Source organism: Aureimonas glaciei (assembly GCF_014643375.1).
Lineage (GTDB): Bacteria > Pseudomonadota > Alphaproteobacteria > Rhizobiales > Rhizobiaceae > Plantimonas > Plantimonas glaciei.
In genome coordinates, this window is the sequence record NZ_BMJJ01000019.1 from 43,019 (window position 1) to 56,291 (window position 13,273).

The window sequence follows — 13,273 nt, forward strand, 5'->3', positions numbered from 1 at the left end:
ACACAGTTTCGCCACACGGCAGGGAACGCCCCCCGGTCCGGCCCGTTGTGGTCTCAAGGCGGCCCGCGGGACTGCCAGCTCAGGAGAACAGATCATGTTGTGGACGATTGCGGTAATTCTGGTGGTGGCCTGGCTGCTCGGCGGTTTCGTGTTTCACGTCGCGGGCGGACTGATCCATCTCCTTCTGGTCATCGCCCTCATCGTGATCGTCGTTCAGCTCGTCCGCGGCCGCAGGGTCCTCTGACGCAGCATTTTCGAAAAGGGTCGGCACCGGCCGGTTTCATCTCATGCAAAAGGCCCGGGCGAGAGGATCGCCCGGGCCTTTTGCTGTCATGTTGTCGGAGCCGGTCCTACTCCGCCGGCACGGCCGCCAGGTGTTTCGGGCGGCCTTTGTTGTAGGACATCGCCACCAGCACCACGGCCAGCCAGCCGAGCGCCAGAAAACCCCAGACCCCGCCATAGATCAGCGCCATGCCGATGAGGCCGGCCTGCAGCGTGTAGTAGGCCATCGGAATCAGCGTCATGCGGATGATCTCGCCCTCGCGGTCGGTCAGCCCGACCACGGCGGAGGCGGCCACCACGTTGTGCACGCAGATCATGTTGCCGGCCGCCCCGCCGACCGCCTGCAACGCGACGACGAGGATGGTGCCGAGACCGGCGAGGCCGATCTGCTCGGCTGCCGAGAACTGGAACAGCGAGAACATCATGTTCGACACCGTGTTCGATCCGGCGATGAAGGCGCCGAGCGCCCCGATCAGCGGCGCGAACAGCGGCCAGGCCTGGCCGGTGACGCCGGCGACGCTTTCCGCCAGCACCAGCGGCATGGATTCCAGCGGGCCGCGGCCGGTGTTGAGGAACACCTGCACCATCGGCACCGCCAAAAGCAGCGCCGGGGCCGCCGCGACCATGGTCCTCGCCGATCCCGCCCAGGCCCGGCCATAGGCCTTGCCGCTCATCCTGAACAGGAAGAAGGAGATGGCCGAGGCGAGGATCAGGATGATGCCGGGCGAGTAGAGCAGCTGAGCGCTCGCCCTGATGCCGGAGCCGAAGAGGTCGTCGAAGGCGAGCGTCGCCTCGGGCGAGGTCAGCGCCGCCTTCAGCGGCGGGATCACCCGCGTCGCCACCAGAAGCACGGCGACGATCAGATAGGGCGACCACGCCCGCATCAGCGAGATGTTGGCGCCGGGCGACGCCGCGAGCTCCGCCGCATCCGCCGGCTTCAGCGTGCCGAACCAATGCGCGTTCCAGCCGGCGCGGGCCGGAAACTCGAACCGGTCTTTGGGCACGAGAAAACCGCGCCTTGCCGCCGGCACGACGATGAGGAGCCCAATCAGGCCGCCGAGCAGCGACGGGAATTCCGGGCCGAGGATCCAGGCGACGAGGTAGTAGGGCACGGTGAAGGCGAGGCCCGCGAACAGCGCGAACTTCCAGACCCGGAAACCCTCGGCGAAGGAGCGGCTCTCGCCGAAGAAGCGGGTCAGCATGCCGACCATGATCAGCGGGATCACGAAGCCGATCAGCGCGTGCACCATGGCGACGTTGACGGCAAGGGAAACGATGTATTCCGGCAGCGTCGTCGGCGCGATCGACGTCAGCACGCCCTCGTTGCCGGAAAGGCCGGTGGTGACGCCGACGAGCATCGGCGTGCCGACCGCGCCGAAGGAGACCGGCGTCGACTGGATGATCAGCGTCACCAGCACCGCCGCCATGGCGGGAAAGCCGATGGCCACGAGCAGGGGTGCGGCGACCGCCGCCGGGGTGCCGAAGCCCGAGGCGCCCTCGATCATCGAGCCGAACAGCCAGGCGATGATGATCGCCTGGATTCGCCGGTCCGGCGACAGATCGGTAAAGCCTTGGCGAATCGCCCGGATGGCGCCGCTCTCCTGCACGGTCGCAAGCAGAAGGATCGCGCCGAAGATGATGAACAGGAGCGTCAGCGCAGTGACGATGCCGTTGACGGTGGCGCCGCCGACGGTGCCGATGTCGAGGCCCCAGACTGCCATCGCAAGGATCACGGTCGTCAGATAGGCGACGGTCATCGACAGTTTCGCCGATCGCCGGAGGACGACGAGCAGCACGAAAACGATGGCGATCGGCATGAGCGCGAACGCGAACAGCAGGCCTTGCGGCATAATAATCCTCCCTGACGGTCTTTTGCGGGGAGGCTAGAGAGCCAAGGCGGCCATGGCCAATTTTTTCGGACGCAATGATACCAATTGCTTAGGAGCATGGCCGCGGTCGCCGTCGTCCTTCAAGGGTGGAAACCGATCGGTATGATACCCATGTTCAAGGGGAACCGAAGCCATTGGACAGCGCCATGATCCCCTATTCCGTGCTCGATCTCTCGCCCATCCCCGAAGGCGGCACTGCCGCCGATGCGCTGGCGAACTCGCTCGCTCTGGCCCAGCACGCCGAGGCGCTGGGCTACAACCGCTTCTGGCTGGCTGAGCACCACAACATGACCGGCATCGCCAGCGCCGCGACATCCGTCGTCATCGGTTTCGTCGCCGGCGGCACCAAGACCATCCGCGTCGGCTCGGGCGGCGTGATGCTCCCGAACCACGCGCCGCTGGTCATCGCCGAGCAGTTCGGCACGCTCGCCACGCTCTATCCCGGCCGAATCGACCTCGGCCTCGGCCGCGCCCCCGGCACAGACATGAATACCGCACGGGCGCTGCGCCGCAGCCTCGACAACTCGGACAATTTTCCGCAGGACGTGATGGAGCTTCTGGCCTATTTCGCCGAGGCCGGCCCGAACCAGCGCGTGCGCGCGGTTCCTGGCATGGGTACCAACGTGCCGGTCTGGATCCTCGGTTCCAGCCTCTACGGCGCCCAGCTCGCCGCCCATCTCGGCCTGCCCTACGCCTTTGCCTCGCATTTCGCGCCGGCCGCGCTCGAACAGGCGATCGAGGTCTACCGCGCCACCTTCCAGCCTTCGGAATATCTGGAAAAGCCCTATTTCATGCTGGCGATGAACGTCTTTGCCGGCGAGACGGATGCCGAGGGGCGCCGCATCCGCACCTCGATGGAACAGGCCTTCGCCAATCTGAGGACCGGCCAGCCCGGCCCCTTGCCGCGCGCCGTCGACGACATCGACGCGGTGATCGATCCGCGGACGCGGGCGGGCGTCGACGAGGCCTTGGCCGTCTCCGCCACCGGCTCGCCGCAGACGGTCGCCCGCGAGATCGCCGCCCTCGTCGACCGCTATACGCCGGACGAGATCATCATCACCGGCCAGATCCACGATCAGGCGGCACGCCTGCGCTCCTTCGAGATCGCGGCCGAGGCGATGCGCCGGCTGAGGTCGCGGCAGGCGGCCGCGGCGGAGTAGGGAGGTTCGGTTCACACGATAACGCGCCGGCACTGATGCCGGCGCACTTCGCCTCTGCAGAAACTGGCAATACCTTCAAAGACTTCGTCATCCCGGGCTTGACCCGGAATCCATGCCGAGGCGCTGTCCCCTGCCCCATTGGGTCAGGATCGGGAATGTCCGCCGTCCTCGATCATGTTCGGCGATTTGGCATGGGTCCCGGATCAAGTCCGGGATGACTATTTGGAGAGGACGGTGCTTGGCATTCGGCAGGCAACGAAGCTTCTTGCAACCCTTTCAGATTAGTCATCCCGGGCTTGACCCGGGACCCATGCCGAGGCGCTGTCCCTGCCAAATCGGGTCAGGATTGGGAATGTGCGCCGTCCTCGATCATGTTCAGCGATTTGGAATGGGTCCCGGATCAAGTCCGGGATGACTATCCGGAGAGGACGGTGCCGTGCATTCGGCAGGCGGCGATATGTTCTGCCACCCTCCAACATTCGTCCTTCCAGGCTCGACCCAAAATCCATGCCGAGGCGCCTGTCCCTAAGCAAAGTGGTCGTCACCCCTAGCGCCATCGCCATGGGATGACGATCCGGAAAGGGCGTGCGACTCGGCCGCCGGAAGCCTCTTTCCCTGCAGGGTCGCTCCCCCTGCCGCGTGGACTCTCGACGGAGGCTTCCGGATGGGGCCGAAGGGATGGGAGCCGGCCACTCTGGCTCCACTCCCGACACCCGCCCTACGGCATCAGCTTGTAGCCGCCCGATTCCGTCACGATCAGCCGAGCATTCGACGGGTCGGGCTCGATCTTCTGGCGCAGGCGGTAGACATGCGTCTCCAGCGTGTGGGTGGTGACGCCGGAATTGTAGCCCCAGACCTCCTCCAAGAGGATGTCGCGGGTGATCACCTTGCGGTCGGCGCGGTAGAGATAGCGGATGATCGCCGTCTCCTTCTCGGTCAGCCGCACCTTGCCGCCGCGATCGTCGACGAGGATCTTCTGGCTCGGCTTGAAGATATAGGGGCCGACCTGAAAAGTGGCGTCCTCGCTCTGCTCGTGCTGGCGAAGCTGCGCGCGGATGCGGGCGAGCAGCACGGCGAAGCGGAACGGCTTCGTCACGTAGTCGTTGGCGCCGGCTTCCAGTCCGAGGATGGTGTCGGAATCGGTGTCGTGGCCGGTCAGGATGATGATCGGCGCCTTGAAGCCGGATTTCCGCAAGACCTTGACGGCTTCGCGGCCATCCATGTCGGGCAGGCCGACATCCATGCACACCAGATCGATCAGCCCGGCCCGCGCCGCGGCGATGCCCTTGGCCGCGCTCGATTCCTGCAGGACGGTGAATTCCTCGTGCAGCGACAGCTGCTCGGCCAGAGTCTGCCTCAGGTCGTCATCGTCATCGACGATCAGAATGCTGCGTGCGCTCATGGGTGAACTATGATCCCCGACTGGATTTCAGACTGGCTCGTTTTCATCGCTGGCTAAAGGTACAGCTGCCTATGACGGTTTGAAATAGGTCTAGTCTCGGCGTTGTCATGCAAAAAACCGTATCTTCCGTCGTGCTCCGCGTCCGGCGCTCGCCCCTTTCGCGCTCCCGCGGCATTCTCCAGGCCGGACCGTTGCGCCTCCCCTGTGCGCTCGGACGCTCCGGCACGACCGCCTTGAAGCGGGAGGGCGACGGCGCCACCCCGCTGGCCAGCATGGCCCTCCTAGAGGCCGTTCGCCGATCTGGTCGGCTCGTTGGTCTTTGCCCGGCGCTTCCCGCCCGCTGGTCGCGGCCCAGTAGCGGCTGGTGCGACGCACCGCTGCATGCGTCTTACAACCGACCCGTGCGCTTCCCGTTCCCTGCGAGCGCCGAAACCCTGCAACGACAGGACCGGCTCTATGATGTCGTGGTCGTCCTCGACTGGAACATCGCCCGTCGCCAGCGCGGCGGGGGGAGCGCCATCTTCCTGCACGTCGCCCATGGCGACTATCGGCCGACCGAGGGCTGCGTCGCTGTGTCGCCTGCCGACATGCGGCGCCTGCAACCCTTCCTGCGCCCCGGCGTGCGGCTCCTTGTCTCGGGCTGAAAGGGAACGGCGATCGGAGCGACACGTTGGGTCACGACTTCCCACTTTCCGGGCTGGCCCGACAGGAGGATTGCATGGACCGCAGCGAGATCACCGACAATCCCGTCATCAAGGCCTATGATCAGCCCTCCGGCGGCTGGGGCTCGCTGAAATCGGTGATGGAAAAGACCCTGGCCGAGGGCCTGTCGGTCGAGACCATGTACGAGATGCTGCGCAAGCAGAACAAGGCGGACGGCTATGCCTGCGTCTCCTGCTCATGGGCCAAGCCCGCCGAGCCGCATCTGGCCGAGTTCTGCGAGAACGGCGCCAAGGCCACCGTCTGGGAAGTCACGCGCAAGCGCTGCGACCGCGCCTTCTTCGCGAAACACCGCGTCAGCGAATTGCGCCACTGGACGGACCACGATCTGGAGAAGCAGGGCCGCCTGACGACGCCGATGCGCTACGACGCCTCGCTCGATCAGTACATCCCGGTGAAGTGGGAGGACGCGTTTCGCGAGATCGGTGCCGAGCTTCAGGCGCTCAATCCCGATTCCGCCGTGTTCTACGTCTCGGGCCGCGCCTCGCTCGAGGCCTCCTACATGTGGCAGCTGTTCTCGCGCATCTACGGCTCGCCGAACCTGCCGGACTCCTCCAACATGTGCCACGAGTCGACCTCGGTCGGCCTGCCGAAATCGATCGGCTCGCCCGTCGGCACGGTGCAGATCGAAGATTTCGATCTGGCCGACATGCTGTTCTTCTTCGGCCACAACACCGGCACCAACGCGCCGCGCCTGCTGCACCAGGTGCACGACGCCCGCCAGCGCGGCGTGCCGGTGGTCACCTTCAACCCGCTGCAGGAGCGCGGGCTGATGCGCTTCAAGGATCCGCAGTCGCCGGCGGAGATGCTATCGCCGGGCGACGGCGTCAAAATGTCGAGCGACTATTTCCAACTGCGTCCGGGTGGCGACATCGCCGCGATGACCGGCATCGCCAAGGCCGTGCTCGCCCTCGACGACGCGGCCATCGCCGACGGGCGCCCGCGCATTCTCGACACCGCCTTCATCGCCGAACACGGCCACGGCTTCGAGGACTTCGAGGCCTTTGTCCGTGGCCAGTCCTGGGAGGAGATCGAGCGTTGCTCGGGCCTCGACCGCGACAGCCTCGAGCATGTCGGCCGCCTCTATTCCCGCGCCGAAAGGGTCATCGCCAATTACGGCATGGGCCTCACCCAGCACCGGCACGGCACCGAAAACGTCCAGATGCTGTGCAATCTCTTGCTGATGCGCGGCAATATCGGCAAGCCCGGCGCCGGCATCTCGCCGATCCGCGGCCATTCCAACGTCCAGGGCCAGCGCACGGTCGGCATTTCCGAAAAGCCCGAGCTCGTGCCGCTCGACAAGCTGGCCGAATTCTACGCCTTCGAGCCGCCCCGCCACAAAGGCCTCGACACGGTCGAGGCGTGCAAGGGGATCATCGACGGGTCGGTGAAGGCCTTCGTCTCCCTCGGCGGCAATTTCTCCCGAGCCGCGCCCGAGACGGCGCTGCTGGAAGAGGCCTGGCGGAAACTGCGGCTATCGGTGCAGATCTCGACCAAGCTGAACCGCAACCATCTCCTGCCCGGCGAAGTGACCTACATCCTGCCCTGCCTCGGCCGCATCGAGGACGACCGCCAGGCGAGCGGCCTGCAGCATGTCTCGATGGAGGATTCCACCGCCTGCATCCACGGCTCGATCGGCTGGAGCCCACCGGCCTCGCCCGAACTCCTGTCGGAGCCGAAAATCATCGCGGAACTGGCTAAGGCGACCATCCCCGGGCGCTCCAATATCGACTGGGATTTCTGGGTCGCCGACTATTCGAGGGTCCGCGACGAGATCGCGCGCACCTATCCGAAGGATTTCTCGAACTTCAACGCGCGCTTCCTTCAGCCCGGCGGTTTCCACCGCGATCTCGCCGCCTGCAAGCGCGAATGGAACACGGAGAACAAGAAGGCGAATTTCCTCACGCCCTCCGGTTTCGACGTCAATCCAAACATTGAGGTCGACGGGAAGAACATCCTGTCGCTGATGACCATCCGCTCCAACGACCAGTTCAACACCACGGTCTACGGCTATGACGACCGACTGCGCGGCATCCAGGGCACGCGCATGGTGATCCTGATGAACGCCGAGGACATGAAGCGGCTGAACCTGCGGGACGACGACCGCGTCGACCTCGCCACCCATGCCGACGACGGCGTCGACCGCCGCGTCTGCGATCTCAGGGTGCATGCCTTTTCGATCCCGAAAGGGGCGATCGCCGGCTATTTTCCCGAGCTCAACCCGCTCGTCCCGCTCTGGCACCACGCCGAAGGCTCGCATACACCGGCCTCGAAGGCGATCCCGGTGGAGATCGTTCGGCGATAGCGGCCCTACAGATTTGGCCGGGGGTGCAGCCGTCTACGTGGGCCGGGTTGAGGGTACTCGAGGAGGCATCGGCTCGTAGGGCGCCATTCTTCTCCCCTCCGGGGAGAAGGTGGCCGCGCAGCGGCCGGAAGAGGGGGTGCGACCTGTCCAGAAACGGTGTCGCCGCTCCGCGCCACCCCTCATCGCCCTGCCGGGCACTTCTCCCCGGTGGGGAGAAGAAGCAGCTGCCTCATTGGCGCACAAAAAATCCGGCTTGCGCCGGCTCTTGTCGCCCAACCCTTTTCCGCCGGACTCGGCCTTGTCAGCCGACGGACGGCAGTGACGCTACCAGTCGCTCGAGTGCCTCGCGCAGCGTCGCCGCCTCGCCCGTGGCGCGCACGCTCTTGACGCGGCCCTTGCCGCCGCTGTCGAGGCCGAGGCTGGATTTCGGCAGCTTCAGCGCCTTGGCCAGCACCGCGATGAGCGCGGCGTTGGCGGCACCATCTTCGGGAAGCGCCCTGACGCGGACGAGCAGCACCGCCCGCCCATCCGGTGCGAGGCCCGCACCGTCGATCCGGTCGGCCGAGGATTTCGGCGTCAGCCGCACGCGCAGGGTCAGTCCCTCGCCGGAAAGCTCGGCGAAGGCGGGCAGGCTCAGATGCCGGCCCGGACGACTGCCGGCGCGATGTAGATGAGGATCAGCTGCTGCAGGAAGAAGATCCCGAGCAGCACCACCAGCGGCGACAGGTCGATGCCGCCGAGGTCGGGCAGGACACGGCGGATCGGCCGGTAGAGCGGTTCGGTCGCGCGGTAGAAGAAGCGCCCGACCTGATCGACGAACTGGTTGCCGGGATTGATGATGTTGAAGGCGTAGAGCCAGGACAGGATCGCCGACAGAATGATCAGCCACCACAGCATATCGAGGACGAGGAGGACGACTTGCAGGACAGCCAGCATGGAAAAACCTTCGTGAGATCGGCTTCCATGTAACGGCGGGACGGCATTGGCGCAAGGAGCGGCCGGGCATCCGGGCGCCCGGCACGTCGATCCGGTTACTCAGGCCTTTCCACCCGACCGTTAGATCCCGGCCCCCCGCTGGTCCGCGTTCGGAACCCGCCAGCCGCCGGTGCGGCGACGCGGCACCCGCCCAGGCCTGTCGCCTGCTCGGTGCCTCCTCGCCCCGCCTTCCGCCGCGCTTGACAGTTCCAGCCGCGCCCTCTAAATCCCGCCCACTGGTGAATGGGGCTGTAGCTCAGTTGGGAGAGCGCGTCGTTCGCAATGACGAGGTCAGCGGTTCGATCCCGCTCAGCTCCACCAGTCACTTCATTTGACCGATTATTCTTCCGGGCCGATCTGAAAGATCGCGTCGTCGAAGCCCTGCCTTGTCTGCCGCGCAGCAAGGACCCGTAGAACGCACCGAATGCCTTGCCTTAGAGGCGTCGCGATCAGGTCTGCGAGGCGCGTATGGCGTCGATGACGATCTGAAGTTCTTCCGATCCGGCGTCCGTCAGCCGGCCGCGGGCGCCATGAGTTTCGATCAGGCCCTCCGCTTCCAGCTCCGCCAGCCCGTCGGAATCGGCCTTGTGGCCATGCCCGTCGTCCAGAACGATTTCTCCGACCATCTCCCCGCTGGACAGCGAATGGTAGGCGGCGAAGACGAGGATCGAAATGGCTTTGTCGCTCAGATGCTGTTCGCTCATCCCGGGACCTACACGAACACCATCGCGCCGACCATCAGCATGGCTGCGGCGGTCGCGAGGGTCGGCCAGATCGGCGTCGGGTTCGAGTGGGGCGCACGGCGGCGCGGAGAGGACGAGAGGATCATTCGCGCGGTTCCTGAGTGAGGTCATCCTCCGGCGGTCGGAGCAGAGCCTTAACGGCCATTAACCCTTGTGGTTGCAGTCGAAACACGGCTTCTTCGTGCGTCTTCCCGAGGGCTGCAGCGGGCAGACGGTCCGGTGATCGCGCCGAGCTATTCGCCGGGATCTCGTCGCGCGCCCCACCGGTCTCGCGCGCGCCTCAGGAAAACGCTGCGGGCGGACGGCGAATGCCGCGCCGCTGTGGCCCGGTGTCTCTGGCGCAAGCGCTCAAACCCCGCTAGGCCACGGGCGAACAAGCACCTTCCCCCGGAAAGCGCGCCGTGAGCATCGAGGACGAGAGCGGGACGCCGGCAGCGCCGGTGGCCTCGGAAAAGCCTGTGTCGGAGGACCGGTTTGCGGTCTTCCGCAACGGCCAGTATCTGCGCTACTGGCTGGCCCGCCTCGGCACGTCCTTCGCGGTGCAGATCGTCGCCGTCTCCGTCGGCTGGCAGATCTACGATCTGACGCGCGATCCGCTCGATCTCGGCCTCGTCGGCCTCTGCCAGTTCCTGCCGGCGCTGCTCCTCGTGCTCGTCACCGGCTCGGTCGCCGACCGCTATTCCCGCCGCAAGATCATGGGCGTGTCGATCATCGTCGAGGCGCTGGGCGCGGCGGTGCTGCTGGCCATGACCTATGAGGGCCTCTCCTCGCCGCTGCCGGTCTTCGCCGTCCTCGTCGGCTTCGGCATCGCCCGCGCCTTCTTCGGCCCGGCGAGCCAGGCGCTGGTGGTCAATCTGGTGCCGCGCGAGGAACTGCCGGAGGCGATCGCCTGGAACTCCTCGGCCTGGCAGATCGCCTCGATCGTCGGCCCGGTCGCCGGCGGCCTCCTCTACGGCTTTTCCCCGCATGCCGCCTATTGGGTGGCGCTTCTGATGTTTCTCGGCTCGGCGGCCTGCGTCCTGTCGATGCGCAAGCTGCCGCGCGCCGCCGCCAACGAGCCGGCGACGCTGGAGACCGTCGTCGCCGGCTTCCGCTTCATCTGGCACGAGAAGGTAGTGCTCGGTGCCATCTCGCTCGACCTCTTTGCCGTGCTGCTCGGCGGCGCCGTGGCCTTGATGCCGATCTATGCCCGCGACGTGCTCGACGTCGGCCCCTGGGGCCTCGGCATGCTGCGCGCGGCGCCCGGCATCGGCGCCATCGCCATGGTCGTCTACCTCACCCGCCATCCCGTGCGGCAGAATGCCGGCCTGGTGATGTTCGCCTTCGTCGCTTTGTTCGGCGCCTTCACCGTCGTCTTCGGCCTGTCGACCTGGCCTTGGCTCTCGATCGTGGCGCTGGCGCTGATGGGGGCTTCGGACATGATCTCGGTCTATGTCCGCGAGACGCTGCTGCAGCTCTGGACGCCGGACGAGGTGCGCGGCCGGGTGAACGCCGTGAACATGGTCTTCGTCGGCGCCTCGAACGAGCTCGGCGAGTTCCGTGCCGGCGTCATGGCCTTCTGGATCGGGGCGGTTCCGGCGGTGGTGGTCGGCGGCATGGCGACGATGGGCATCGCCGCGCTCTGGGCAAAGCTGTTTCCGGATCTGCGCAAGGCCCAGCATCTGCGCGGGCGCGACTAGCGTCGCGGCGACCCGCCTCAGGCGAGGTCGTCGACGAGGCCGAGAAGATCGGCGAAACGCTCCAGGCGGAAGAAGCGCGGGTCGGTTTCCGGCGCCTCGGCGTGCTCATGCACCCAGGTGAGGTCGTGCGGGATGAAGACGCCGGTGCTGCCGGCCGCGATCGCCGGCAGGATGTCCGACTTCAGCGAATTGCCGACCATCATCGCCCGCGCCGGCCCGTCGCCGTGCCGGGAGAAGACCCGCTCATAGACGGCCTGCGTCTTGTCGCTGACGATCTCGACCGCGTCGAACAGCTCGCCGAGGCCGGAGGCGGCGAGCTTGCGCTCCTGGTCGAAGAGGTCGCCCTTGGTGACGAGAACGAGCCGGAACCGCGGCGCGAGAGCCTCCAGCGTCGGCAGCACGCCCGGCAGCGTCTCGACGGGATGGGCGAGCATCTCGCGCCCGATGTCGAGAATCTGGCGCATCAGCGCCCCCGGCGCGGCATTCTGCGTCAGCTCCAGCGCCGTCTCGATCATCGACAGGGTAAAACCCTTCACCCCAAAGCCGTAGAGCGCGAGATTGCGCCGCTCGGCCGCCAGAAGGCGCGCCGAAATGTCCGGCCCGTCGCCATGCCCCGCCAAAAGCCCGGCGAATCGATCCTCCGTCAGTCTGTAGAACTGCTCGCTCTGCCAGAGCGTGTCGTCGGCATCGAAGCCGATGGTGGTGAGGCTCTCGTCCATGCCGGGATGATGCGGGAGTTTTTGCCGGGGAGTCCAGAGGGCCGAAAGCGGCGGCACGTCTGCTCAGCCGACAGCGCGGCACCTCATGCCGTGACGGCGTTGTCCCGGCCGTTGTTCTTGGCCTTGTACAGATTGGCGTCGGCCTGCCTGTAGAGGTCGGTGAAGCTGCACTGCGCATCCCGCGCGGTGGCGCCGCCGATGCTGATGGTCACCTGATAGTCCGGGCTCGTGATCTCGGAGGCCCCGGCGATCGACGAGCGGATGCGCTCGGCGACGTCGCGCACGCCTTGGCGATCGGTTGCGGGCAGGAGAACGCAGAACTCGTCCCCGCCCGTTCGCACCACGTGGTCGCCGGCCCGGGTGGATGTCAGGATCGCGTCGGCAACGGCCATCAGCACCTGGTCGCCTGTGGCGTGACCGTGGGTGTCGTTGATCGCCTTGAAGTTGTCGAGATCGACGGTGAGCAGCGAAAACGGGCTGCCACCTGCCCGCCTGCGCTCATAGTCCGGGATGCCGATCTCGTTCAGCCAGCGCCGGTTGCGGGCGCCCGTCAGCGGATCGGTGATCGAGATCAGCGTCAGCTCTTCGATCGCCGACCCGAGTTTCAGCACCGTCGACTGGACGCTGGCCATCAACCGACCGGCTTCGTCGGCGTAGACCACGGGAAGATCAGGTTTCACGCCATGGCCGACATACTGGTCGAGCGCCGCCGTCGTCTTCACCACGGGCTGCAGCATGCAGCCCATCGCATAAAAGGTGAACCCCGTGGCCACCAACGTGCCGGCCAGCGCCACGCCGAGGGTCCAGTAGAGATCCGGTTGCCCCGCTCCGTGGTTCAGCAATACCAGAGCGACAAGGCCGAGCAGAGGGATATGCGTGCCGACAAAACAGAGCAAGAAAATCCGGCCGACGTAACTCTTTGGCCAGCTAAGATTTTGCATGATGGAGTAAAGACGCACTGAATGTCCTCTGTTGGCCGGCGGCCAACGACCGACAAGCACTTGGCTTTGCCCGCTCTTAACCTTGGCGTCCGGGCGCGGCAAGCGCTCTTGTGGCCGAGAGACATGTTCAAAACTTGTCCCGGGGGAAAGGTGCGGCTCACCGCGCTGAACCCCCATGCTGAGCCTGTCGAAGCACAGGAAGCCGGCACCCCATCGGCGCATGGCGCGCCTTTGAGCTGCGACAGGACGACCGCCGCGACAACGCGCTTTCTTCTCCCCTCCGGGGAGAAGTGCCCGGCAGGGCGATGAGGGGCGCCGAAGGCGGCAGCCGCGGAGTGGTCGGACGTCCGCGCCCCCTCATCCCGCTGCCTGTCCAGCGGATTGATGAGTAACAGAACTGCCCGGATGGATGGGTTACACTTCTTCGGCTTTGGAAGGGTCCCGGTCTGCGTCGGTCG

General features: G+C 66.2%; 12 protein-coding genes and 1 tRNA gene. 6 read left to right on the forward strand and 7 right to left on the reverse strand.

All coding sequences use genetic code 11. From position 1 onward, the window contains the following. The first annotated feature begins 94 nt into the window (after positions 1–94). Positions 95–244 (forward strand): lmo0937 family membrane protein, encoded by a 150-nt coding sequence (locus tag IEX88_RS25360; protein WP_188855273.1) that lies wholly within the window; start codon positions 95–97, stop codon positions 242–244. A 106-nt stretch (positions 245–350) separates the two neighbouring features. Here IEX88_RS25360 and IEX88_RS25365 read toward each other — a convergent pair whose 3' ends face one another. Further along, entirely contained in the window at positions 351–2,132 is a 1,782-nt protein-coding gene (locus tag IEX88_RS25365; RefSeq protein ID WP_188855274.1) for an L-lactate permease, read from the reverse strand. Positions 2,133–2,317: 185 nt separating this feature from the next. On the opposite strand from IEX88_RS25365, the gene IEX88_RS25370 reads away from it, so the two are divergent. Further along, complete coding sequence (locus IEX88_RS25370) at positions 2,318–3,331, forward strand: LLM class flavin-dependent oxidoreductase (RefSeq protein ID WP_188855275.1); 1,014 nt, start codon at positions 2,318–2,320, stop codon at positions 3,329–3,331. A 718-nt stretch (positions 3,332–4,049) separates the two neighbouring features. On the opposite strand, the gene IEX88_RS25375 is transcribed toward IEX88_RS25370, so the two are convergent. Then, positions 4,050–4,733 carry a response regulator transcription factor gene (locus IEX88_RS25375; RefSeq protein WP_188855276.1) on the reverse strand — a complete coding sequence of 228 codons (684 nt, stop codon included), beginning with the start codon at positions 4,731–4,733 and terminating at the stop codon, positions 4,050–4,052. Positions 4,734–4,840: 107 nt separating this feature from the next. Between IEX88_RS25375 and IEX88_RS25380 the strand changes: the two genes are divergently transcribed. Both IEX88_RS25380 and IEX88_RS25385 read left to right on the forward strand, forming a co-directional pair. Further along, positions 4,841–5,377, forward strand: a complete 537-nt coding sequence (locus IEX88_RS25380; protein WP_188855277.1) for a L,D-transpeptidase family protein — start codon at positions 4,841–4,843, stop codon at positions 5,375–5,377. A 74-nt stretch (positions 5,378–5,451) separates the two neighbouring features. Next, complete coding sequence (locus tag IEX88_RS25385) at positions 5,452–7,758, forward strand: FdhF/YdeP family oxidoreductase (RefSeq protein WP_188855278.1); 2,307 nt, start codon at positions 5,452–5,454, stop codon at positions 7,756–7,758. A 301-nt stretch (positions 7,759–8,059) separates the two neighbouring features. On the opposite strand, the gene IEX88_RS25390 is transcribed toward IEX88_RS25385, so the two are convergent. Beyond that, positions 8,060–8,395 (reverse strand): DUF167 family protein, encoded by a 336-nt coding sequence (locus tag IEX88_RS25390; protein ID WP_308423871.1) that lies wholly within the window; start codon positions 8,393–8,395, stop codon positions 8,060–8,062. After that, on the reverse strand, positions 8,392–8,694 hold the full coding sequence (locus IEX88_RS25395; protein ID WP_188855279.1) for a YggT family protein: 303 nt from the start codon (positions 8,692–8,694) through the stop codon (positions 8,392–8,394). Before IEX88_RS25395 ends, IEX88_RS25390 begins: the two co-directional genes overlap by 4 nt. 284 nt (positions 8,695–8,978) lie before the next feature. On the opposite strand from IEX88_RS25395, the gene IEX88_RS25400 reads away from it, so the two are divergent. Beyond that, positions 8,979–9,054, forward strand: a tRNA-Ala gene (locus tag IEX88_RS25400). Between the two features lie 128 nt (positions 9,055–9,182). Here the strand turns inward: IEX88_RS25400 and IEX88_RS25405 are convergent. Then, positions 9,183–9,437, reverse strand: coding sequence for a hypothetical protein (locus tag IEX88_RS25405; protein ID WP_188855280.1), 255 nt, complete (start codon positions 9,435–9,437; stop codon positions 9,183–9,185). Positions 9,438–9,916: 479 nt separating this feature from the next. On the opposite strand from IEX88_RS25405, the gene IEX88_RS25410 reads away from it, so the two are divergent. Then, on the forward strand, positions 9,917–11,155 hold the full coding sequence (locus tag IEX88_RS25410; protein WP_188855287.1) for an MFS transporter: 1,239 nt from the start codon (positions 9,917–9,919) through the stop codon (positions 11,153–11,155). Between the two features lie 17 nt (positions 11,156–11,172). Here the strand turns inward: IEX88_RS25410 and IEX88_RS25415 are convergent, their stop codons facing one another. Continuing rightward, a complete protein-coding gene (locus tag IEX88_RS25415; RefSeq protein WP_188855288.1) occupies positions 11,173–11,874 on the reverse strand; it encodes an HAD family hydrolase in 702 nt (233 codons plus the stop codon). Positions 11,875–11,957: 83 nt separating this feature from the next. Beyond that, on the reverse strand, positions 11,958–12,917 hold the full coding sequence (locus IEX88_RS25420; RefSeq protein ID WP_188855281.1) for a GGDEF domain-containing protein: 960 nt from the start codon (positions 12,915–12,917) through the stop codon (positions 11,958–11,960). Positions 12,918–13,273: the final 356 nt, after the last annotated feature.